Annotated in this window: 21 protein-coding genes and 1 tRNA gene; 17 read left to right on the top strand and 5 right to left on the bottom strand. The window is 67.2% G+C overall.

All coding sequences use genetic code 11. The annotated features are described in order from the left end of the window. Window positions 1-74: 74 nt before the first annotated feature. The 4 genes from LAQ74_RS02845 to LAQ74_RS02830 all read left to right on the top strand — a co-directional run bounded on the left by LAQ74_RS02845 (window position 75) and on the right by LAQ74_RS02830 (window position 5,031). The gene (locus LAQ74_RS02845; RefSeq protein WP_224334807.1) at window positions 75-2,477 is read left to right on the top strand and encodes a hypothetical protein; all 2,403 of its coding nucleotides are present in this window, start codon (window positions 75-77) and stop codon (window positions 2,475-2,477) included. Window positions 2,478-2,544: 67 nt separating this feature from the next. Then, a complete protein-coding gene (locus tag LAQ74_RS02840) occupies window positions 2,545-3,198 on the top strand; it encodes a DUF1405 domain-containing protein (RefSeq protein ID WP_224334805.1) in 654 nt (217 codons plus the stop codon). Window positions 3,199-3,344: 146 nt separating this feature from the next. Further along, on the top strand, window positions 3,345-4,187 hold the full coding sequence (locus tag LAQ74_RS02835; protein WP_224334803.1) for a hypothetical protein: 843 nt from the start codon (window positions 3,345-3,347) through the stop codon (window positions 4,185-4,187). A 187-nt stretch (window positions 4,188-4,374) separates the two neighbouring features. Continuing rightward, the gene (locus LAQ74_RS02830; protein ID WP_224334800.1) at window positions 4,375-5,031 is read left to right on the top strand and encodes an ArsR/SmtB family transcription factor; all 657 of its coding nucleotides are present in this window, start codon (window positions 4,375-4,377) and stop codon (window positions 5,029-5,031) included. 28 nt (window positions 5,032-5,059) lie between these two features. Here LAQ74_RS02830 and LAQ74_RS02825 read toward each other — a convergent pair whose 3' ends face one another. After that, window positions 5,060-5,503, bottom strand: a complete 444-nt coding sequence (locus LAQ74_RS02825) for a hypothetical protein (RefSeq protein WP_224334799.1) — start codon at window positions 5,501-5,503, stop codon at window positions 5,060-5,062. Window positions 5,504-5,654: 151 nt separating this feature from the next. Between LAQ74_RS02825 and gatD the strand changes: the two genes are divergently transcribed. After that, window positions 5,655-6,902, top strand: coding sequence for a Glu-tRNA(Gln) amidotransferase subunit GatD (gene gatD, locus LAQ74_RS02820; protein WP_224334797.1), 1,248 nt, complete (start codon window positions 5,655-5,657; stop codon window positions 6,900-6,902). After that, entirely contained in the window at window positions 6,899-7,834 is a 936-nt protein-coding gene (locus LAQ74_RS02815; protein ID WP_224337358.1) for a GNAT family N-acetyltransferase, read from the top strand. Before gatD ends, LAQ74_RS02815 begins: the two co-directional genes overlap by 4 nt. Window positions 7,835-7,865: 31 nt before the next feature. On the opposite strand, the gene LAQ74_RS02810 is transcribed toward LAQ74_RS02815, so the two are convergent. From LAQ74_RS02810 to LAQ74_RS02800, 3 genes are all read right to left on the bottom strand, one after another. After that, on the bottom strand, window positions 7,866-10,109 hold the full coding sequence (locus tag LAQ74_RS02810; protein WP_224334795.1) for an amino acid permease: 2,244 nt from the start codon (window positions 10,107-10,109) through the stop codon (window positions 7,866-7,868). Window positions 10,110-10,266: 157 nt separating this feature from the next. Then, window positions 10,267-10,719 (bottom strand): universal stress protein, encoded by a 453-nt coding sequence (locus tag LAQ74_RS02805; protein WP_224334793.1) that lies wholly within the window; start codon window positions 10,717-10,719, stop codon window positions 10,267-10,269. Window positions 10,720-10,796: 77 nt separating this feature from the next. Further along, on the bottom strand, window positions 10,797-11,210 hold the full coding sequence (locus LAQ74_RS02800) for a DUF7975 family protein (RefSeq protein WP_224334791.1): 414 nt from the start codon (window positions 11,208-11,210) through the stop codon (window positions 10,797-10,799). Between the two features lie 111 nt (window positions 11,211-11,321). Here LAQ74_RS02800 and LAQ74_RS02795 point away from each other — a divergent pair, with 111 nt between their 5' ends. The 4 genes from LAQ74_RS02795 (at window position 11,322) to LAQ74_RS02780 (ending at window position 14,594) form a co-directional block, all read left to right on the top strand. Then, entirely contained in the window at window positions 11,322-11,939 is a 618-nt protein-coding gene (locus tag LAQ74_RS02795; protein ID WP_224334789.1) for an adenylate kinase, read from the top strand. A 108-nt stretch (window positions 11,940-12,047) separates the two neighbouring features. Then, window positions 12,048-12,989, top strand: coding sequence for a DUF106 domain-containing protein (locus LAQ74_RS02790; protein ID WP_224334787.1), 942 nt, complete (start codon window positions 12,048-12,050; stop codon window positions 12,987-12,989). A 152-nt stretch (window positions 12,990-13,141) separates the two neighbouring features. After that, window positions 13,142-13,720 carry a (d)CMP kinase gene (cmk, locus tag LAQ74_RS02785; protein ID WP_224334785.1) on the top strand — a complete coding sequence of 193 codons (579 nt, stop codon included), beginning with the start codon at window positions 13,142-13,144 and terminating at the stop codon, window positions 13,718-13,720. Between the two features lie 7 nt (window positions 13,721-13,727). Then, entirely contained in the window at window positions 13,728-14,594 is an 867-nt protein-coding gene (locus tag LAQ74_RS02780; protein WP_425498545.1) for an RNA-guided pseudouridylation complex pseudouridine synthase subunit Cbf5, read from the top strand. A gap of 19 nt (window positions 14,595-14,613) precedes the next feature. On the opposite strand, the gene LAQ74_RS02775 is transcribed toward LAQ74_RS02780, so the two are convergent. Next, on the bottom strand, window positions 14,614-15,141 hold the full coding sequence (locus LAQ74_RS02775) for an NUDIX hydrolase (protein WP_224334782.1): 528 nt from the start codon (window positions 15,139-15,141) through the stop codon (window positions 14,614-14,616). Window positions 15,142-15,550: 409 nt separating this feature from the next. Here LAQ74_RS02775 and LAQ74_RS02770 point away from each other — a divergent pair, with 409 nt between their 5' ends. The 7 genes from LAQ74_RS02770 to LAQ74_RS02740 all read left to right on the top strand — a co-directional run bounded on the left by LAQ74_RS02770 (window position 15,551) and on the right by LAQ74_RS02740 (window position 22,590). Next, the gene (locus tag LAQ74_RS02770) at window positions 15,551-16,630 is read left to right on the top strand and encodes a succinylglutamate desuccinylase/aspartoacylase family protein (RefSeq protein WP_224334780.1); all 1,080 of its coding nucleotides are present in this window, start codon (window positions 15,551-15,553) and stop codon (window positions 16,628-16,630) included. Between the two features lie 118 nt (window positions 16,631-16,748). Next, window positions 16,749-16,819 (top strand) — tRNA-Pro (locus LAQ74_RS02765). A 350-nt stretch (window positions 16,820-17,169) separates the two neighbouring features. Continuing rightward, window positions 17,170-17,958 (top strand): DUF4129 domain-containing protein, encoded by a 789-nt coding sequence (locus LAQ74_RS02760; RefSeq protein ID WP_224334771.1) that lies wholly within the window; start codon window positions 17,170-17,172, stop codon window positions 17,956-17,958. Beyond that, window positions 17,955-18,536 (top strand): DUF7269 family protein, encoded by a 582-nt coding sequence (locus tag LAQ74_RS02755; protein WP_224334769.1) that lies wholly within the window; start codon window positions 17,955-17,957, stop codon window positions 18,534-18,536. The genes LAQ74_RS02760 and LAQ74_RS02755 overlap by 4 nt, the downstream gene beginning before the upstream one ends. Next, window positions 18,533-19,786 (top strand): DUF58 domain-containing protein, encoded by a 1,254-nt coding sequence (locus LAQ74_RS02750; RefSeq protein ID WP_224334767.1) that lies wholly within the window; start codon window positions 18,533-18,535, stop codon window positions 19,784-19,786. The genes LAQ74_RS02755 and LAQ74_RS02750 overlap by 4 nt, the downstream gene beginning before the upstream one ends. Then, window positions 19,783-20,466 carry a DUF7519 family protein gene (locus tag LAQ74_RS02745; RefSeq protein ID WP_224334765.1) on the top strand — a complete coding sequence of 228 codons (684 nt, stop codon included), beginning with the start codon at window positions 19,783-19,785 and terminating at the stop codon, window positions 20,464-20,466. Before LAQ74_RS02750 ends, LAQ74_RS02745 begins: the two co-directional genes overlap by 4 nt. A gap of 195 nt (window positions 20,467-20,661) precedes the next feature. Next, entirely contained in the window at window positions 20,662-22,590 is a 1,929-nt protein-coding gene (locus LAQ74_RS02740) for a right-handed parallel beta-helix repeat-containing protein (protein WP_224334763.1), read from the top strand. The last annotated feature ends 55 nt before the right edge of the window (window positions 22,591-22,645 follow it).

The following is a 22,645-nucleotide window of genomic DNA, read 5'->3' as shown; positions in this document are numbered from 1 at the left end:
GAATCGCCCGCCGTCTCTCCCGCGACCAACAAAGTCATAACGAGCGGTCTGAAAGGCCGACCAAACCGAGGGCCATGTCCGACGACGACCGTCTCGACGATGCGAGCGAGGGACCGACGACGAACCACGAGGAGCGGCCGCTCGGCGGCGAGCGAGCGGACGGCGAACGGACGGCCGACGACGAAGCGACGGCCCCGAACGAAGGGACGACTGCAAACCGACGGACGGCCACCGACGAGCGTACTATCGACGACTCGACCGAGAACGACGGTGTCGAGCGGCGCGACCTCCTGAGGCTCGGTGCACTCGCCCTCGCCGTCGGCGGCGGCACCGCCGCCGGGGCGGTCCTCTCTTCGGAGGAGAGCGTCGAGGGACTCGGCCCCACGGAAGCGCCGTCGAACGCGTCGTCGGAGTCCACAGTCGCCTCCGAACACCGCGCGCTGGCCGAGCAGTTCGCCCCGGACGTCCACTTCGACGCCCGCGAACTGTGGTTCCCGACCGACCCGCGTCGCTACGAGAGCGAGCACGACGGCGAGCGCGTCGTCGACGGCTTCGACGTACTCGATGGATACACGAGGGACCGCCGCGAAGCCGACGCACCGCCGGAACCGGCGGTGTTCTATAACGTCGTCGACTACCGCGACTCGTCGCTGTCGGTCGTCCAGTACTGGCTCTACTCCGCGTTCGACCAGTTCACGACCAACTTCCACTGGCACGACTGGGAGCTGTTTCAGGTGTTCGTCGACGGTGAGACCGGCGACCCGGTACTGTACACCGGGAGCGCCCACTCAGACTCCGTGCCGAACAACGAGTTCATCGACCCGAAGACGACCCGACCGAACGTCCTCTCGGAGGTCGGGTCGCACGCGAGTGCGCTCGGCGTCAACGAGCGACCGCGGACGTTTCAACGACTCGCCGGCGACGGACTCATCGCCGATATCACGAACCAGGCCGTCGAAGTCGGCGACCGAACCGTCGACATCCCGGCGGCGTACGGACTCCCGCGCGACGAGGGGCTTCGACTCCCGTATCTCGTCCCGGAACTCGACGGTGCGCCGCTGTACGAACACGAGAAACTCCCGAACGTCTCCGCCGAGGACCTGCTGTCGGGGTCGCTCGTCGTCCGCAGTTACGCCGAGTTGGCGAACCCCCCCAACGGCGTTCCGTTGCGGGAGACCGGCCTCTCCTTCGGTTTCGAGGTAGACGACCGCGAGGACGTGGACCACGGGTACGAGTTGACCACCATCAAGGAGCTCCGACACATCGACGGGTTCACCGGACCGCAGTTGAGCTTCGAGTTCACCGTCCCGGAGTTCGTCGAGGACGCCGTCGCCGACCACCTCACGGCGACGACGGCCCCGTGGACGCAGTCGCGCTTCACGGACCCCGTCGCCGACGTGACCGACCCGCAACACCGCGCGACGCTCGCCGAGCGGTACGGCGGCGTCGGCGGCGACGGCTCCGGAGACACCGGGGACCGCGTCGTCGGCGTCGTCCGCGAACTGACGACGCGGCCGCCGGGTTCCTCCGACAGCGCAAACGGTAGCGAGTCGAGCGGCGACGAGACGGACGACGGGGCGAGTGATGACGGGGCGAGCGAGGGAGCGTCGACGCCGACAGACGAGACGCCGACCGGAGACGGACCGCCGACGCCGCCGTCGCTTCGGGAATCGAACGTCGAGAGCGTCGCGTTGCTCGAAAGCGAGAACCCGACGGCCGTCCCGACGTGGAACGGCGTCGTCTCGCTCTCGGACGTCACGCACGAGTCGCACCGACTCACCGTCAACGGCGCGGGACGCGCTCCCTACGCCGAGACCTTCGAGTTCGACGGCGGGACGTACACCGCGGGAGCCGACGGCGTCGTCACCCTCGTCCCGAACGAGGAGGCGGTGAAAGTCCGCGCCGACGCCTCCGAGCAGGCCGGCGTCGCCAACGTCCGGGTCGAAGAGGACGTCGCCGGACCGGTCTACGACGGGAAACCCGACGGCGAGGACCGGTTCGGCATCTACGTCAACCGACACGGGACCTACACCGCCGAAATCACCGACGAGGAGGGCGAGGTCGGGGTGTTCCGCGTGACACCCGGGAGGGACGGAACGGCGGGCGACGGACCGCTCACCATCGACACCCCCGAGACCGGCAACCGCTCGTTCCTCACGTTTCTGCGGTCGATACTGGACGAGATACGGACGGGGGTTCGAGACGCCGTCGACGAACTCGGGCCGCTGCGGGAGCTCTTGCTGGCGCTCCTGCGACACGCCAGACGACTCGTCGACGAGGCGCTCGAACTCGTCGAACGCGGCGACGCCGAGGACGTGGGCGAACGACTGGAGGTGCTCGCCGACCTGCTGGGCGTCGCAGGCGAGAGTCTCGACGCACTCGGGTGGGCGCTCGCCGAGACAACCGAGGCGCGTCTGAGAAGCCAGTTGGAGCAGGCGAGGCGGCGCGCCGAGCAGGCCGCCGACCTGCCCGCCTGAACGCGGCCGTCGCACGTCGGTCGACGTCTCGACAGCTTTTACCCGGTACCGCTCTTCCCTCCGACGAATGGCGGGCGTACGTCCCATCCCGGACCGGTACGTCGAGTACTACCTCGGCAACGGGCCGAGTCTCGTCTGGTTGCTCGTCGTCAACGCGACGGCGTTCCTCGTCGGCGTCCGCTACTACGTCGAGACGATGCCCGCGATATCGACGTTTCTGTGGCCGCTGTACGGCGACTCGCCGACGGCACTGGCGCTGGGGACGCTCTCGCTGGCGACGCTGCTACCGAACCTCGGTCGGTCGCTCGACGACGCGCCGCTGAACCGCCCGCTCGTCTACCTTCACACGCTGTCTGTCGTCTGGCTCGTGAAGTTCGGCCTCTGGACGGTCGTCGCGTTGAACCTCCGCCCCGACCTCTACTTCGGCTTCGGCCTCTCGTCGCTGTGGAGTTACTGGGGAATCCTGCTCACGCACCTCGGATTCGTCGTCGAAGCGGTGCTCATCGCGCGCATCGGAGCGACGACGCGAGGTGCGCTCGCGTTCGCGCTCACGTTGGCACTAGTAAACGACATCTTCGACTACCTGTTCGGCTACCATCCGCCGCTCCGGTACGAGCCGGGGGCGGCACTCGTCGTCGCGAGTGTGGCGATATCGCTCGTCTCGGTGGGTATTGCGGCGAATCTCTTCGACCGGTTCTCCGGGGCGACGGTCCGGGAGTAAGAGGGGATTACTGTCGGATTACACTGTTGCAGGCGAACGCAGGTTTCGCCGCGGCGATTGCGGGCGCGCTGAACGGAACGAAACCCGAGGTGAACGAAACGAACGGAGAACCGTGTTTATGGGCGCGCGTGGGGTACCGGAATTCGATGAAAGCCGTCTACGCCCTCCTCGTCGCGGTGTTCGTCGTCGTCGCGACCGTGCCAGGCGCCGCCTCGGCGTCGGACGTCGAGACGAGAGAACAGATCGAAGACGACGGTCGAAGCGAACTCGGTGACAACGTCACCTCGTTCGTTCACTCGACGACCGCCGAGACCCGTGGCGTCGTCGCCAACGAGAAGTGGGAGGCCGGATTCGAACGGAACGGCGACAAGCGAGCCGTCGAGCGCCGAATCGACCGTCTCGAAGTCGAACTCGTCGACCTCCGCGAACGCCGGGACGCGCTGGACGCAGCGGCGGAGAACGACACGCTGTCGGAGTCGCAGTACTACGGTCGCCTCGGCGAACTGGACGGGGAACTGAGCGCGTTGACCGTCTCGATAGACGCGACGGAGGCGGCGGCGGAGCGAGTCGACGCGAACGCCAGTCGCCTCTCGTCGCTCCGCAGCGAGACGAGGGAGACCCACGCTGACCTCGCCGGACCCGGTCAGCACGCCGGACCGCCCGAGGAGCTTCCGGGCCGCGCCAACGGGAGCGACAACGCCGACGACTCCTCGGAGGGACGAGAGTTGACCGACCCGACCGCCGCCGAGACGTCGGGTGACCCCGTCCCCGAGGCGCCGGGCGAAGACCCCGCCACGCTCGGTGACGCCGTTGGAGACGACGACGCCGAGAGCGACGACGACGAACCCGGCGACGGTGTCGACGAACCCGGCGACGGACTGGAGGGCGAGTCGCCGGACGACGAGCGACCACCGGACGTCTCGACGACCCGCGTCGACGGAGAAGCGCTCGGCAAAGAGGACGTCCGTAGCGCCGAATCCGACACGTAGCGGCGGCACCAAACCGTCGCGGGCGGTGAGGACACCCCCTCGTGGCCGCTTCGGAGAGGACCGCGACCCGTCGATACGACGCGAGCCGTCACGCGGACTCCGGACCGACAGTCGACGGGGTAGCGTCGCGACATGGTCGGCTACGACGGGAGTCAGCCTTTTCAGTTCTGCCGGCCTACCTGTTGTCATGGACTCTGCGGTGCTTCTGGATCTCCTCGGCAACGAGAACCGGCGGCGCATCCTTCGCCTGCTCTCGCACAAGCCTTGCTACGTCACGGAGATCTCCGAGTACCTCGGTGTCAGTCCCAAGGCCGTCATCGACCATCTCAGAAAGCTGGAGGAGGCCGGTCTCGTCGAGAGCCGAACCGACGACCAGCGGCGAAAGTACTTCCATATCGCCCAGAACGTCCGGTTGGAGGTGAACGTCTCGCCGTACGGGTTCGGCACGAAGAGCGCGTACCCGGCGAGTCCGACGCTCGAACTGACCGGCCGTTGTTCGCACCTCAGCATCGACGCCGAGCCCCGTCAGAACGGCGACGACCTCGAATCGCTCGCACAGGAGTTCGGCCGCCTCGAAACCATCGAGAACGAACTCTCACTCGCCCAGCGGTGGGTCCACGGTCGGATGACCGACGTACTCGACCGTCTGAACGAACGCATCGGTGCCGACGCCGACAGTCGGTTCTACGCGAAGGTGCTCGCGGCCGTCGCCGGCGGTGCGACGAGCACGCTGGCCGTCGCCAAGGAGGTCGGCGCGCCGCCGGAAGTCGTCGAGCAGGTACTGGACGGACTGTACGAGCGCGGGTTGCTCGCACACCGAAACGACCAGTGGAGCGTCCGCTGACCGCGACGCTGGTGAGCGTTTTCGCGGCTCAAATTTCTCGCGTGACGCCGTCGCGCAGATCGCGCCCGAAGTAGTGGCCGAGGAGCGTGACGAACGCGCCGACGGCCGCACCGACGCCGCCGAGTTCGACGCCGTACTCCGAGATGACGTTCACCGCGACGGGGAGGAACGCCCCGAGCGTCGAGAGGACGACGCTGAACACGCCGACGAGCGCGCCGGCGAGTGCGACCTCGACGTATCGGGGTCTCTCGGAGACGAGGCCGACGACGAACGCGGCGGCGAACAGGCCCAGCGCGCGGAGCAGGAGGTCGACGCCGGGTATCGCCCCGACGACGGGGACGAGACCGCCGAGGAACACGCCGACGAGCGAGAGCGCGAGCGCGAGGAGGAACGCCTTCGGCGCGAACAGGCGGCCGAGTCGGCCGGGCGAGTCGTCGCTGTCGGAGGGGGGCGGATTCGTGTGCGAGGACATATCGGACGATGAGTGTGCATCCGGCATCACTTTTGTGTTCGTTCTGCCGGCACCAACGAGGGAAGTAGAGCTCACCTCGCACCGAGACGTCGGCGCCGGAAGTCGCCCGCGAACGAGTGGATTCAAGTCCGCCGCGGAGGTAGCCGCGAGTATGAACGCAGGCGACCGCATCCGCGTCGAGCGCGGGAGCGTCACGAACGAGGGCGTGCTGATGCCGTCGACGACGGCCGACCACCTCGTCGTCAAACTCGACGGCGGCTACAACGTCGGTATCGAGCGCGAGGACGCCGAGGTGGAAGTGCTCGAATCCGGGGTGTTCGACGTCGAGGACGCCCAGTCCGACGAGGGCGACAGCTCCGAAATCGAGTTCGACGACGACCTGCCGACGATCTCGCTCATCTCCACCGGCGGTACCATCGCCTCCACCGTCGACTACCGGACGGGCGCGGTGACGGCGCAGTTCGACGCCGAGGACGTGCTCCGCGCCGTACCGGACCTCGCGGGCCGGGCGAACTACCGCGGCCGCGTCGTCGCCAACATCCTCTCGGAGAACATGACCCCCGACGTCTGGCAAGCCCTCGCGCGGGCGGTCCACGAGGAGGTCGAAGCGGGCGCGGACGGCGTCGTCGTCATGCACGGCACCGACACGATGCAGTTCTCCGCGTCGGCGCTGTCGTTCATGCTCGACACGCCGGTTCCCGTCGTCTTCACCGGCAGTCAGCGCTCGGCGGATCGCCCCTCCTCGGACAACGTGATGAACGCCGTCTGTGCCGTCGAGGTGGCAAAATCCGACTGCGCGGAGGTGCTCGTCTGCATGCACGGCACCGAGAGCGACGACGTCTGCGCGCTCCATCGCGGTACGCGCGTACGCAAGAATCACACGTCGCGTCGCAATGCCTTCGAGACGGTCGGCGCGAAACCGCTCGGCGAGGTCGACTACGAGACGGAGGCGGTCACGTTCCGACGCGAGCACGCCGAGCGCGGCGGGGTCGACCTCTCTATCGCACCCGACATCGACGGCGAGGTCGAACTCGTGAAGTTCACGCCCGGGATGGACCCCGCAGCACTCGACTACCTCGACGGCAAATCCGGCGTCGTCGTCGAGGGAACGGGACTCGGTCACGTCCACACCGACCTCATTCCCCGTATCGAGGAGTTAGTCGACGACGGAACGGTCGTCGCGATGACCAGCCAGTGTATCGCGGGCCGCGTCTGCGACCGCGTCTACGACACCGGTCGCGACCTGCTCGACGCGGGGGTCGTCGAGGCGGGCGACACCCTCCCCGGGACGGCGAAGGTGAAACTGATGTGGGCGCTCGCGAACCTCGGCGACCCCGCCGACGCGATGGGGCGGAACCTCGTCGGTGAACTGCAAGAGGAGTCCAAGCCGTGGACCTGACCGTCCGACAGGCACGACCCGAGGATTACGACGCGGTGGCGGCGTTCACGATCGAGACGTGGGCCGACCGCGGCGGCTCCGACTACATCCATCACGTCTACCACGACTGGATTGCCGGCGACGGCGAGCGCCAGCGGACGTTCGTCCTCGACGCCGAGGGAGACCAAGAGAGTCCCTCCGAGGAACTCGCCGGCATCTGTCAGGGCGTGTTGCTCTCGGAGTACGAGGCGTGGGCGCAGGGGATGCGCGTCAACCCCGACTACCGGGGCCAGGGCGCGTCGATGCATCTGTCGAAGGCGCTGTTTCGGTGGGCGAGAGACCGAGGCGCGACCGTCGCCCGCAACATGGTGTTCTCGTGGAACGTGGCGGGTCTGGGCCAGTCGCGCGCGGCGGGATTCGGCCCCTGTGCGGAGTTCCGTTGGGGGATGCCGACGCCCGAGGCCGACGCCGAACCCGACCTCCCCATCGTCGCGGAGGCGGACGCCGCGTGGTCGTTCTGGACCGGCAGCGACGCCCGAAGCGACTTGAAGGGACTCGCCCTCGACGCCGACGAGTCGTGGGCGGTGTCGGAACTGACCCGCGAGCGACTCCGAGCGGCGGCCGACGAGGACCGTCTGTTCGTCGCCAGCGAGGACGGCACCCGCGGGTTCACCTTCCGAAACCGGACGTACGACCGCCCGGGCGACGACGGCGAGCCCGAGACGTGGGCCGAGTACGCCGTCGGCGCGTGGAGCGACGACGAGGCGGCGCGGGCATTGTACCGAGCGATTGCCCGCGACGCCGCGAGCGCCGACGCCGAGAAGGTTCGCGTGTTGATTCCGGAGGGCGTGCGCTGGGTGAGCGACACGGCGTACGCGCGTGTCGGCGTCTCTGACGAACCCGATTTCGTGATGGCGGCGGATTTGACGGATCCTGCGGTCGTCGAGAGCTGAGACCGAGAAAACCGTACTCCGCTTTTTTCGTTCAGGTGCTGCCGAACAGCCGCTCGCGCAGCGTCCGCGTCCGCTTCTTCTCGGCGAGCAGCACCGAACAGTCTACCTCGTCGACGACGTTCAACACGAGGCTGTCGGTGAACACTCGCGAGAGCAGGCCGCGCTCGGTCGCGCCGACGACGAGCATCGTCGCGTTCTGGGCGTGGCGACCGATTGCTTCTTCGACGTCACCCGACTCGACGGCGAGTTCGGCGTCGTCGAGTTCGTGGTCGGCCGCCCACCCTTCGAGGAACGCCCGACCCTCGGACTCGTCGTCGGCGACGTGCAGGAGCGTCACCGTCGACCCGTACTCCGCGCGGAGCATCTTGGCGACGGCCGCCGAGAGGTCCGAGTCCGGACCGCCCGCCGTCGGCACGAGGATGCGCGAGGCGTCGAAGCCGCGGTCTCGGAGCACGAGGAAGTCACACGGGAGCGAGCTCGCGAGTTCGTCGATGGCGCTCTCGGCGCGCCCCGGCGAGCCGTGAGCGTCCGGTCCCCACCCCATGACGGTGACGTCGGCGTCGTACGTCCGCGCGGCGTCGAACACCTCCTCGAATGTCCGATGCGAGAGAATCGTGTGCGTCTCGACGGGGACGCCGAGCGTCTCGGCGTCGTCGCGGGCGCGTTCGAGGATGCGGTGGGCCTCGTCGTAGTCGCCCTGCCGTCGGGCGGCTTCCAGCGAGGTCTGGTCTGGCACCTGCTGGATGTTGACGGCGACGACGGTGCCGCTCTGCTGCTTGGCGATGGCGCTGGCGAGCGTGATGAGGTCCGTCTGGTGCTCGGGGTTCGCGAGCGGGACCATCACGCGGTAGTCGCCGCCGTCGGGTTTGACCGACGTCGCCGCGGAGACGGCGGATTCGGGCATCTCGTCGGCCCGACTGAGGATGTAGTCGCTGAGGACGCCCTGGCGGGTGGTTCGCGAGCGTGCGTAGAAGAGATACCAGAGCATCGCGAATCCGACGAACACCGCGCTGAAGGCGATAGTGATGCGCGGTTCAATGAATGCGATGAGCGCGAACGAGAGAATCGACCCGACGATTGGCGTGACCGGGTAGAACGGGACGGTGTAGGAGGGTTCGTACTCCGCGACGTCGGCCTCGCGCATCACGATGAGCGCGATGTTCAACAGGCCGTAGATGATAAGGTGGAGGACGCTTCCCATCGTCGCGAGCGTCTCGATCGGAGCGACAAGAACGAACAGAAGGATGAACCCGCCGGTGACGGCGATGGAACGGTACGGCGTGCCGAATCGCTCGTGAATCTCGTTGAGTTTGGGCGTGACGATGGCGTCGCGACCCATTGCGAAGTTGATGCGCGAGGAGGCGAGAATGCTCGCGTTCGCGCTGGACGCGGTCGCGAGCAGTCCGCCGATCAACATCGCCACCGCACCGGCCGGACCGAGGATGATCTCTGCGACCTCGACGACGGCGATCTCGCCCGCGGCCTCCTGTTCGGCGATGAAGCCCTGTTCGACGGCGCCGCTCATCACGATGAGCACCAGCGCGTAGATGGCCGTCACGATGACGACGCTACCGATGACCGCCCGTGGGAGATTCTTGTCGGGCTCTTTGATCTCCTCTGCGACCGAGGTGATCTGGACGAATCCGAGGTAGGAGACGAAGATGAGGCCGGTGGTGGTTATCGTCGGTCCGAACCCTCGACTCGCCGGGAGGTTCGCCGGGTCGGCGCGGAGCGACCCGACGAGAGTGAACACGGCGAGAATCGCCACGAGGACGATGACGATGACGTTCTGTAGTCTCCCGGTCTCCTTCGCGCCGACGTAGTTGATGAAGACGAACAGCGCCGCGCCGGCCAGCGCGGTTCCCTTCACGCTCACGGGTATCGTCACCGACAGCACGACGAGCGGAATGGTGAGTGACCCGCCGGAGATGTTGACGATGTACTCGCCGAAGCCGACCATGTAGAACGCCGAGGCGAACGCCAGTCCCATCCAGTTGGCCCACCCTGCGACGGAGCCGAAAAGCGGCCCGAGTGCGCGGTTGACGTAGAAGTACGCGCCGCCCGAGCGCGGCATCGCGGTCCCGAGTTCGGAGGCCGAAAGCGCCGTCAGAAGGGCGATCGCGCCGCCGATCAGAAACGAGACGACGGCGAACCCACCGGCTTGTTGGATGGCCGTCCCCGGAAGAACGAAGATACCTGCGCCGATCATCGTCCCGACGCCGATAGTCAGCGCCGCGAGCGGACCGAGGTCTTTCGCGAGTTCCTCGTCAGCCATGGACGTACCAGACCGGTGAGAGTCCAAGCGGTGCTGTTCCAGGAGGTGACATAGCAGACTGATACCGCGCTATCCGTTTAAGTAATTTGGAACACGTAGTTCGCCGGAACGCCGGACGTTCGGGTTCGACGAACCGACGTCCGAGGACGGAACCGAACTACTCGGACGCGGGCAACACGACGACGGGTCGGTCGGCGTTTCCGACGAGCGCGTCGGCGACGTCGCCGGTCAGCAGTTTCGCCCACTTGCTTCCGCCGCGCGGTGTGAACACGACGGCGGAGGCGTTCTCCTCGCGAGCGACGTCGAGAATCGTCTCCGCGACGTCCGTGCCGTAGGCGACGCGCGTCTCCACGTCGACGCCGGCGTCGGCAGCCAGTTCGCGGATGACCGAGAACGCCTCCTCGGCGACCTCTTCGCGCTGTTCGACGGACGCTTTGTCCGGCACGCCGCCGGCTTTCTCGACGACGTGGAGCGCGAGCAGTTCGCCGCCGACGGCGGCGATTCGGGGGAGTGCGGCCCGCGCCGTCGTCTCGGCGTCGTCAACGCTGGCGACGGGGACGACCGGCCGGGCGAACAGCGACGTCTCGCGTGTCGACTCGGGTCCGCTCATAGTCGGGATACGGAGAGCAGTCGTATATGTTTCAGCATCCGAAACAGGGAGAGCGGAGAGACGGCGCCCGGCGACACTCAGACGGCGACAACCCACACGCGATAATCCTCGGCATAGCCGTACACCTCGCGGAGGGTGCGCTCGAAGAACTCCGCCAACCGATTCGGGTCGGCTCGGGCGGTGATGCGGACGTTCGTCCCCTCGGCCTCCTCGGGTTGCTCCAGTTCGTCGATGCGGAACTCGGGGTAGTCACCGACGAGTCTCTTGAGTCGCTCCAGTTCGGCGTCGGTGCAGTCGACGTTCACCGTCTGCTGGAAGAACTGCACCCACGGCGGTGCGGGGTCGTCGACCGCTTCGTCGTCCAGTTCGGGGTCCTCGGCGGCGTCGACCTGAATCGTGAGGAAGTCGCTGGCGCGGGTGCGGTGCGCGGAGACCGCGTCGGCGAACAGCTTTCGGCGTTCCGCCGGGTCGTTGGCGTCGAATCGGGTCATGCGCGGAGTGTTGCGGGCGAACGGCAAAAATCCGCGCGGTTCGGGCTTTCCCTTCGGGTGGTATCGGTGGCTATCTTCAGGTCTTTATCCCCGGAGGGAGATGAGACCAATATGAGCGACAAGAAGGTGTTGTTACTCGGTGCACCGGGCGCTGGCAAAGGGACGCAGAGCAAGCGACTCGCCGAGGAATTCAGCCTCGAACACGTGACGACCGGCGACGCGCTTCGGGCGAACAAGGACATGGAGACCGAGTACGGCACCCCGCGCGAGTACATGGACGCGGGCGAACTCGTCCCCGACGAGGTCGTCAACGAGATCGTCGAGGAGGCGCTCTCGAACGCCTCGGGGTTCGTCCTCGACGGCTACCCGCGGAACCTCTCGCAGGCGGAGTATCTCGACGACATCACCGACCTCGACGCCGTCGTCTATCTCGACGTGAGCGACGACGAACTCGTCCGTCGTCTCACCGGCCGCCGTCTCGACCCCGAGACGGGCGACATCTACCACGTCGAGTTCGACATGCCCGAAGACGACGAGGTCGCAGAGCGTCTGGTCCAGCGTGACGACGACACCGAGGACGTCGTGCGCGAGCGACTCCGCGTCTACGAGGAGAACACCGCCGCGGTCATCCGGTACTACCGCGACAACGGCGAACTCGTCGAAGTCGACGGCGAACAGACGCCCGACGAGGTGTTCGAGGACGTGAAATCGGTCGTCGCCGACGCCTGAGACCGGTCGCCGACGCCCGAGGCGAGCGGGAGTTCACGGTCGCTCGAACGTTCGAGCGGGCGAGACGATAGTAAAAGCTTCTTAACCGGTGGTGGCCAATCTCCGGCAATGGCAAGAGTCGAATCGCGAGTTCGTTCGCTCGTCTCCGAGAACTCGGAGATGGAGCGAGCGATAGAGGTCGTCTTAGAGCGCGCCGAGAACGGCGAAGTTCGGTGGATCGACGTGCGCGACGACCTCACGAGCGGCCAGTGGGGCCGCCTCATCGAACAGGGTATCCTCGTCGACGGCGACGAGGGGTTCCGCATTCAGAACCCCGACGCTGTCCGTGCAGGTCTCAACGGGAGCGCCGATTCGTCGGTGTCCTCGTCCACGTCGTCTACCGCGTCTTCGGCCGCGTCCGCGGACGATAGCGACGACATAGAGACGACGAAGTGGTCGAAGTGGGACAAGGGAGCGGCGATCGTCACCGTCGGATTGTTCCTCGGTTACTCGGTCGCGGAAGTACGCAACGTCGTCGGAGGGGCGTTCGACATCTTCCTCGGACCGTTGGCCGAGATGCTCCCCTTCTACGCCGTCGTGATGATTCTCGCGATGGGCACCGGTCTGTACTCGACGATTCTGCAGGCGAACCTGATGGACATGGACAAGATGGGCCAGTACCAGTCGCGCATGAAGGACCTCCAGGACCGCCGTAAGGAGGCGCAGGAGAACGACGACGACGAGGCGCTCCAGGCGATTCAGGACGAACAGATGGAGGCGATGGGCGAGCAGATGGGGATGTTCAAAGAGCAGTTCCGCCCGATGGTGTGGATCATGTTCCTCACCATCCCGGTGTTCCTCTGGATGTACTGGGCTATCGGCATCGGCGGCGGTACCCAGCACGTGACGCTGCAGACCATCGTCATCCCGCTCGCCGGTGAAGTGTCGTGGAGAGAGGGCGTCGTCGGACCGATACAGACGTGGATCGTCTGGTACTTCCTCTGTTCGATGGCGTTCTCCCAGATAATCCGGAAAGGGCTGAACATCAACACGACGCCGACCACGTCGTAATCGTTCGGTCACCACTCGGGTTCGACTCCTTTCGACGCCCGTCCCGCCGAGCGCCCGCACCCTCTCGAAACAGTCCGCGGACGACCGTGTGACGCGCTCGCGGTGTCGCCGGCAACGACAACACCTTTCAATTTCTCCCGCTGAGAGGGAGTATGTTGCTAACCGTCTCCGGCCCGCCGGGCAGTGGTAAGAGCACCACGGCGGCCGGACTCGCCGAAACGTTCGAGTACGAACATATCTCCGGCGGCGATATCTTCCGGACGCTCGCCGAGGAGCGCGGCCTGTCGCCCGTCGAGTTCAACGAACTCGCCGAGGAGGACGACCAGATAGACCGCGACCTGGATCGCCGCCTCTACGACATCGCCGCCGAGCGCGACGGCGTCGTGCTCGAATCCCGCCTCGCCGGATGGCTGGCGGGCGACGACGCCGACTTCCGTTTCTGGCTGGACGCGCCGCTGTCGGTCCGCGCCGAGCGCATCGCCGACCGGGAGGAGAAATCCGTCGAGACGGCGAGAGCGGAGACCGAACGCCGCGAGGCCAGCGAGTCGAAGCGGTACATGGCGTACTACGACATCCCCATCGACGACCTCTCTATCTACGACGTGGTGCTCAACACCGCCCGCTGGGGACCCGAACCCGTGCTCGACACGCTCGTCGCGGCCGTCGAGGCGTACGACGCCGACGCCGACGAGGGGAAGTATCCGGTGACCGGCGTCCGCTACGAGTTCTGATATGACGATGCGCGGCTCACCCGACGAGCGTTCGGTCGACGAACTGCTCGAGTTCGGCGTCGTCAACCTCGACAAGCCGCCCGGCCCCTCGGCCCACCAGGTCTCGGGGTGGGTTCGCGATCTCGCGGGCGTCGAACGCGCCGCCCACGCGGGAACGCTCGACCCCAAAGTGACCGGCTGTCTCCCCGTGCTCACCGGCGACGCGACGCGTCTCGCACAGGTGTTTCTGGAGGGTTCGAAGGAGTACGTCTCGGTGCTCGAACTCCACAAACCCGCGCCGAGCGACCTCGAATCCGTCGTCGCCGAGTTCGAGGGCGAACTGTACCAGAAACCGCCGCGCAAGAGCGCCGTCTCGCGCCGCCTCCGCACGCGCGAGATTCACGAGTTAGAGGTGCTCGAAGTGCGGGAGCGACAGGCGTTACTGCGGATTCGGTGCGAGAGCGGCACCTACATCAGAAAACTCTGTCACGACATCGGCCTCGCGCTCGGGACGGGCGCGCACATGGGCCACCTCCGCCGGACGGCGACGGACCCCTTCGACGACACCGACCTCGTGAGCCTCTACGACCTCGCCGACGCGCTGGCGTTCGCCGAGGAGGGCGACGAATCGGTCCTCCGCGAGACCGTCGCGCCCGCCGAACGCGCGCTGGACCACCTCGCCTCCGTCACGATCGCCGACAGCGCGGCCGAACAGGTCGCCACCGGCGCACCCGTCTACGCCCCGGGCGTCCGCACCGCCGACGACGGTATCGAACGCGACGAACTGCTCGCCTGCTACACACCCGACGGCGCGGCGGTCTGTCTCGGGCGACTCGTCGGCGACCCCGACGCGGAGAAAGGCACCGTCGTCGCCCTCGAACGCGTGCTCGTCTGAGTGGAACGTCTCTCTTGGGCTACACCAACCCTTCGTACCGCGAGAGAAGCAGCGGCAGCAACGTCCAGTCGGTCACGGGTTGGTGACGCGCTTCTTCGAGCGCGTCGTCGACTGTCAGTCGCCGAACCGTCGTGAACTCGTCCTCGTCGGTGTCTTTCTCACTACGCGTGAGGCCGGTCGCGAAGACGATGCCACGACGCTTGCGGAGCCACGCCACGGGGTAACTCGTCTCCAGCAGTCGCAGCGATTCGGCCCGATACCCCGTCTCCTCGCGGAGTTCGCGGGCGGCCGCCTCGACGAGCGACTCGTCGCCCTCGACCGAACCGACGGGACAGGAGAGCACCGTCTTCCCGAGTCGGGGCCGAAACTCCTCGACGAGGACGATCTCCCCGTCGAGTTCGGCGACGACACAGACCGAGTCGCGACTGTCCGCCCAGAGGCGACCCTCGGTCTCGTCGTCGGGTCGGCGGAGTCGGTCGTAGCCGACGCGGGCGTCGTCGATACCGACGGAGACGGTGCGGAGGAGAGACCACTCGTCCGAAGTCATCGACTCACTCTCCACTCGTCGCAGTATAGTTAACCGGTGCTTGACGCCGAGGAAACGAGGTGCGTTCGACGCCGTCCGACGAATCAGTAAGACGCTGCCGGTGACTCCGAGCTTCAGGGATGGTACCCGCCGGCAGCACTACAAAGAGTTTAGTGAGCGTACTAGTAGGTTGGGCCTCGAATCCGGGATACCGACAGTCGACGTCGAATAGCGAGTCTCGAATGAACATCACGTGTGTTTTCCGCTCACTTTTACGACGTTCGGTAGAAACACGCCCCTTCGTCAACACCGCACGACTCGAAACAGATCGGCCCCGTGGCTCCCGTGAGGGAACATCGAAGCGAAGTGCACCCACATTCGTCTCTGCCGGCGAACGCAGATTTTTCGCGGTGCCACGAGACGGAAGCACATGAACATCGGAACTGCCGAGGCGCGACGCGGGGAACTGACCCGCGGTTGGTTCGACGCGACGGGGCTGCCGACCGGCGGCGACGAACGACTGCCGGTGGTCGTCGCTCGCGGTGAGCGCGACGGCCCGACGCTGTGGCTCACCGGCGGCGTCCACGGCGACGAGGCGACAGGCGTCGCCGTCGCCCAGGACGCGATGCGCGAGGACCTCCCCGAACGACTCTCGGGGACCGTGGTCTGCGTCCCGCTGGTGAATCCGGCAGGACTTCGTCGCAACGCCAGAACGTCGTACTACGGCGACGACGACCCGAACCGCTACTTCCCGGACCCCGAGAACGAGTCGACTCGGCCGCCGAAGACGCAGGAGCGAATCGACCGGCGCCTCTACGACACCGTCGTCGACTCCGCGGACGCGCTCGTCGACTTGCACACGGCGCAGGTCGGGTCGGTGCCCTTCTCCATCCGTGACCGCGTACTCTACGGCGAACAGCGAACGAAAGCGGAAGCCGAGTCGCTGGCTGCCGAACTCGCCGAACTCGTCGACGCGTTCGGCCTGCCGGTGCTCACCGAGTACCCCGCCGAGGAGTATCTCGACCAGGGGTTGCACCGCTCGACCGCGGGCGCGGCGTTGAACGCCGCCGGCATCCCGGCGTTCACCGCGGAGTTGGGCGGCCACAGCGTCGTCGAGGAAGAGGTTCGCGCGGCGGGCGTCGCGGGCGTCTACGGCGTCATGCGCGAACTCGGGATGATAGACGAGTTCCCCGACGGCGTCGGCGAACCCGGAACCGGCGTCCCCGACGCGCCGGTCGACTTTCCGGTCCGGCGGGCGGTCCACCCACGGACGGAGACCGCTGGAGTAGTTCGCCACCGCGTCGACGCCGGGGACGTCGTCTCGGCGGGCGACATCGTCGCCGACGTCGTCACGCCGCACGGTGAGCGCGTCGACACCGTCGAGTCCGAGCACGACGGCTACATCATCGGGCGATACGAGGGGTTAGCCGTGTACGAGGGCGACGCGGTGACCAGCATGGCCGTCCGCGACGACGACGAGTTGGTCGTTCCGCGCGAGGGCGACGAGTAACGTGGGGAGATCGGCGGTCGCGTCACCGTGTGCGAGACGCTACCGCGTCGCTGTCGGGTGGTTTTCGCTGCCGTCGAAGCGAAGGTGTTAAACGAGGGTCGCCCGTTAGCCCAGATGCGGGACCGTAGGGTAGTGGTATCCTCTGCCGATGGGGTCGGTAGGACCTGAGTTCGAATCTCGGCGGTCCCACTGTTTCTGTTCGCCGAGCGATAGCGAGGCGTACAAACGTGAAGAGCGACGCGATCCGAGCAGGCGAGTCGCGGCGCCCGAAGATTACCGACCAGTTAACGCTCCTCTGGGCCTGTTCGAGCGTGTAGCGTCGTCGCCGGATGAAAGGGATATCGACATTAGAGAGTGTATAATTTTAAGAACAGTCACTATTTCCTATCTATATTCGAGTACCGAGCAAAATACCTATGAGAGTGGGCATCGGAAATTCCTCCGAGTCGGATAACTCGCGACAGCTAACCAACCCGTCCGGGGGGATTTATCAATCATATGCGAACACCCACAAACGTCCACCACACTCGCCCTCGACCATGAACAGGGACGGACTGCTCGCAATCGCCGTCGCGGCGTGCTGCCTGTTCTCGCTCGGGACGGCCGCCGGAACGCTCGATTCGTCGGTCGAGACCGACCCGAACGACGTCATCGACATCGACTCGTCGATGCTCCCCGTCGGGTCCGATCAGGCCGACGACCTGAAACAGCAGGTGGCCAATCCGTCGGAGAGCGGCGACGCGTCGGCGTCCGCAGACAGCGAGTCGAGCGACTCCGACGCCGGATGGGACCAGGCCGAGGAGATCCGGGAGGCCGAACGACAGGAGGCCCAGCAAGAGCAACAACAGGAACAGTCGCAGTCGGAGGCGGGTGGCGACGACGGATCGCCCGACGAACCGACGCTGTGGGAACAACTCCTCGCGTTCTTGGAGGCGTTGCTCCCGTTCGCCGTGCTCTTCGCGTTGCTCGTCGCCGCCTTCACATACCGCGACCGCATCGCCGCGCTGGTCGGTCGCTGGCTGCCCGACTCCGACGAGGGGTCGGCGACGGCCGCCGAACCGGTCGGCGATCCGAACCCCAAGGACGACATCTCCGCCGCCTGGTGTGAGATGCTCGCGGCCGTCGGACTCGAACGCGAGACGAAGCTCACGCCCAGAGAGCGCGGCGAGAAGGTCGCCGAGCGCGGCGAGGACGCCGAGGCCGTCTGGGGGCTCACCTCGCTGTACGAGAACGTCCGCTACGGCGGCGCGGCGGTGACCGACGAGCGTCGGGAGCGCGCCCGCGACTACCTTCGCCGCCTCCGCGGTAACTCCGGAGGTGACCGATGAACGTCCGCCGCCTCCTGCTGGCAGGTGTCGGCCTGCTCGTCCTCTTCGCCGGCATCACCGGCGGGGACGTCCTCCCCACCGACGGACTGGTCGAACTGCTCGGCAACGACTACCTCCTGATGGCCGTCTTCGCGGCGGTCGGACTACTCGTCGCCGTGCCCGTGTTGGTCTCCGGTCGAGGCGCCCGCCTCGAACAGGCGGAGATGCCCGAGGCCGAGCGACCCGTTTCGGCCCCGTCACCTGGCGAGGGGTTCGACGAGGCGCTGTCGGACTGGCGGCTCTCGATTCCCGTGCTCGGACGCCGCCGCCGCGCGGCGCTCCGTGACCGACTGCGCCGCGCCGCCGTCAAGACGCTCCGGACGACCGAGGGGTTCGACCGGGCCGAGGCCGAACGCCGCGTGGACGAAGGGACGTGGACCGACGACGAGACGGCCGCCGCGTTCCTGCAGACCGACTCGTCGCTCCGCGCTGACGGCGGGCGACCGACAGACGCCGGGTCGAGTCTCGGGAGTGCGCGCGACGCCGCGCGCCGAACCGCCGAGGAAATCGCCCGAATCGCCAGCGAGGGTCGACGGTGAGCGAGTACCAGACCCACCGGTGGCGGGGCGTCGTCGCGCTCTCGTTCGTCGCTGGCGCGATCGGCCTGCTGTCGGACCGCCCGAACCTGCTCGTGCTCGCGGGCGTCGGCGTCGTCTTCGCGACGTACCCGCGTCTCACTGCCGCGCCGACGCCGGCGTTCGAACTCGACCGGCGGGTGAGCGACCGGTCGCCGAACCCCGGCGACGTCGTCGACGTGACCGTCACGCTCCGTAACGTCGGCGAGGACACGCTCGCGGACCTCCGCGTCGTCGACGGCGTGCCCGCGGCGCTGTCGGTCGTCGACGGCACCCCCCGTCGGGGTGGGGCGCTCCGGCCGGGGTCGTCGGTCTCCTTCGAGTACAGCGTCGAGGCGGAGTCGGGCCAGCACAGTTTCGTTCCGGCGACCGTCGCAGTTCGGGACATCAGCGGCGGGCACGAGAGAGAGACGACGGTGAGCGACGAGACGGAACTCACCGTGACGGGCCGTTCGGAGGCTCCGGCGGGTCGGGACGTGACGCTCGACACGGTCGGTCGAGTGCTCTCCTCGAAGGAGGGTTCGGGACTGGAGTTCACGCGAACCCGCGAGTACCGCCGCGGCGACTCGATGAGTCGCGTCGACTGGAAGCGGTTCGCCCGCTCGGGTGAACTGACGACCGTCGAGTACCGAGAGGAGCGGTCGATGTCGGTCGTGCTGCTGGTCGACGCACGTCCGGAGGCGTACCGCGCGCTCGACGACGAACCGAACGCCGTCGTCCGGAGCGTCGCCGCCGCCAAACAGCTGCTCGAACCGCTGTTCGCGGGTCGTAACCAGGTCGGCGTCGCGGCGTTCGGTCGGGAGTTCTGCTGGCAGCCGCCCGGCGGCGGGACCAACCAGCAGGTCGAGCTTCACCGCCTGTTCGACACGCACCCGGCGTTCGCGCCGACGCCACCGCGCGAGACACCGCCGCTCGACGAGCAGGTCGACTTGCTCCGGCAGCGACTCGACTCGACCACCCAGGTGTTTCTGTTCTCACCGCTGTGTGACGACGACATCGTCACGGCAGCGCGACGACTCGACGCCCACGGTCACGCCGTCACGACGGTGAGCCCCGACGTGACCGACGAGACGACGGTCGGCGAGCGCCTCGCGGCGACCGAACGCGCCGCGCGGGTGTCGACGCTCCGACGGACCGGAATCCCGACGGTCGACTGGAGTCCGGACGCGCCGCTCGAATCTGCACTGGCGAGCAACCGGAGGGCGACGGCGTGAGCGGAACGTTCGTCCGCAAACCCGCGCTCATGAGTTCGGCACTCGCGCTTCTCGTCGCCGCGGCGGCGACGTGGCGCCTCACCGAGGGAACGCTCGGCGCACTAGCGCTCGTCGTCGGCGGTACCGTCGTCGTCGCCGTCGGCTCGGCGCTGCAGACGCGCAGGGAGACGGCACTCCGCTGGGTCGTCGTCGCAGCGGGCGTCCTCGTCTCGCTCGTCGGCGTCGCGCTCGGTTCGAGCGGGTCGGGTGAACCCGGCGCGCTCGTCCGGACGGTTCCCGCTCTGCTCGGCGTCCTCCTCGTCGGACTGGCGCTCGCACCGGTCCGCGGAGACGGCTCTCGCGGTCTGCTGAAGGTCGGTGCGGCGCTGCTGTTTCTCACCGTGCTGGTCACCGGATTGCTCGAACCTGACGAACTCCGACCGCTGCTCGTCGGGACGGTGGCGACGGTACTCGTCTACGACCTCGGCGAGCAGGCCATCAACGTCGGCGAACAACTCGGTCGGGCCGCCGAGACGAAGAGTCTCGAAGCGACCCACGCGGTTGGGAGCGTCGGCGTCGGTGTCGCGACGGTGTTTCTCGGCGGCGAGGTGGCGACGCTCGGCTCCGGCGGCCTGTCGCTGTCGGCGCTCGCGCTCGTCGTCGTCGCCGTGCTGCTGTTGGCGGCGGCGCTCCACGAGTGAGCGGCGGGACGAGTCAATCTCACGGACGTTCTCCTTCCGCACAATTACGGTTTACCGTATCGACGGTGTAGACCGTAGCGAACTGCCCTCACCGGCGTCGGGCGCGTCGGCGACGAGTCAACGATGAATCGGCGACGAATCAGAGACGCACCCGAACGATCCATGAGAGAGCTATCACGACGAGAACTGTTAGCGGTGGTCGCAGCGAGCGCAACCTCGACATCGCACGTCGAGGCCGTCCCCGACGGCGGCTGGAACGGGTTTCGACCGGGCGAGCAACTCCGCATCACGGGCGGCGGGACCGACGGGTCCGGACGACCCCCCGCGTCGGCGTCGAACTGGGACGTCTACCTCGCGACGACGCAGACTGGCGAGCTGCTGCCCTTCGTCTCGACCCGCGACGGATGGCGGCGACACGGGTTGACGACGCCGTCGATGAACACCGGTCGCATCCGCGGCGTCGCCGACTACGTCGTCCGCAGCGAGGGCGAACTCGAACGCGCGTTCGCGGCGCTGTCGCCCGGTGAGACCATCCGTATCGACCCGAAGAACGCGCCGTACCGGACGACCGACTGGCTCGACATCGACGTCGACGGCGTCACCGTCGTCGGACCGGGCGTCCCGACGCTCATCAAACCCGCCGACAGCGCGAACGTCGGCGGCATTCGCATCGGCCACAACTCCCGCTGTCGCGACGTGACCGTCCGCGACGTCGGGTATCACGGCAACGCCGACAATCAGGACGACGCCGCGAAGAAACTCCACGGGATAATCGTCCGCGACGCGTCGAACGTCGTCCTCCGGGGGAACGCGGTGACGCGGACCCACCCCTACCGCGAACACGGCGACGGCGGCAGCGGTATCAGCGTCGAACGCGGGAGCCAGAACGTCAGAATCGTCGACAACCGCATCCGCGAGTACGGCGACCGAGGCATCCAGCTGGGGAGTCGAAACACCTTCGTGTCGGGGAACATCGTCACCGAGGGAACCGACCGACCCATCGCCTGCGACCTCTGGTCGCCCGAGGGGACGAACGAAGTCGCGAACACGGTCATCATCACGGGGAACATCGTCGGCAACAGCACACAGGGGAGTCTGACCGGCATCGCCTCCGGCGCACCCGGCGAGTTCGACGACGGCGCCCACGTCACCATCACCAACAACATCGGCTTCGGTTACCACAAGTCGTTCTGTCACGTCCGCGGCCCCGGCGCAGTACACAACGTGACAATCCGAGGGAACGTGAGCATCCAGTCGACGGACGGCCTCCGAACGAAGCAGACGCCGAAGTTCGCCGGCGTCGCCATCGACCCGAAAGAGGGCGGTCGCAACATCACCGTCACCGGGAACAAGCTGATCGGCTACAGTCGCCACGGGGTCAACGTCCAGAGTCCGATTGCTGATTTCGAGGTGACCGACAACATCCTCACCGACGCCGCCGAGATGGGCGTTCGCGTCGAAGGGGCCCGAAACGGACGGGTCGTCGGTAACACCATCACGAGTCCCGGTTCCGACGGAATCCTCCTCGACAGCGCGGAGGCGGTGTCCGTCGGGAACAACCGCGTCCGTGAGGCGGCGCTTCCCGGTATCACCGTCAACGGCGAGTCGGGCGGCGGCCACGAACTCTCGGACAACTACGTCCACCAGCACGCGGACGCGGATCCGGAGGTTCCCGGGGTGTTGGTCGGCAGTTCGGAGACGGTGGTCTCCGGAAACACGATTCGGCAGACCGGCGACGTGGCACTCCTCGAGCTACGCGGGGCATCGCACAACCTCTACACCAACAACCGCGCCATCGGCAACGAGACGGGGCGAGCGGATTCGGCACACGCGGTGCGGGCGTTACGCAACGACGAGAACCCGTGGCGTATCCGAAGCGCGACTGCCCAGGTCAGAGATCACACGCCCGCGTTCGACAGCCACCGGGGATCGACGCCGACGGACGGGACACTCCGCGTCCAGTTCGAGAAACCGTACGTTCGGCGTCCGAAACTTTCGTTCGGGCGACGGGGCGGCGGCGTCGAGCGGATTCGCTACCGCACGAACGACGCCGGAGCGTTCGTCGGCGCGACGCTCTCCGTCGGCGGCGACGGACCCGTCGACCTGTTCGTCGAGAGTCCGTAGTGCGTGAACGGACGGCCGTCGGGCCGTACGTTTACGTGGCTTCCTCGCGTACTCG

Origin of the sequence: Haloprofundus halobius, assembly GCF_020097835.1 — an archaeon.
In the GTDB taxonomy this organism is placed as follows: Archaea; Halobacteriota; Halobacteria; order Halobacteriales; family Haloferacaceae; genus Haloprofundus; species Haloprofundus halobius.
The sequence above is the reverse complement of the archived record's forward strand: the minus strand, read 5'-3'. Positions and strand labels throughout refer to the sequence as shown.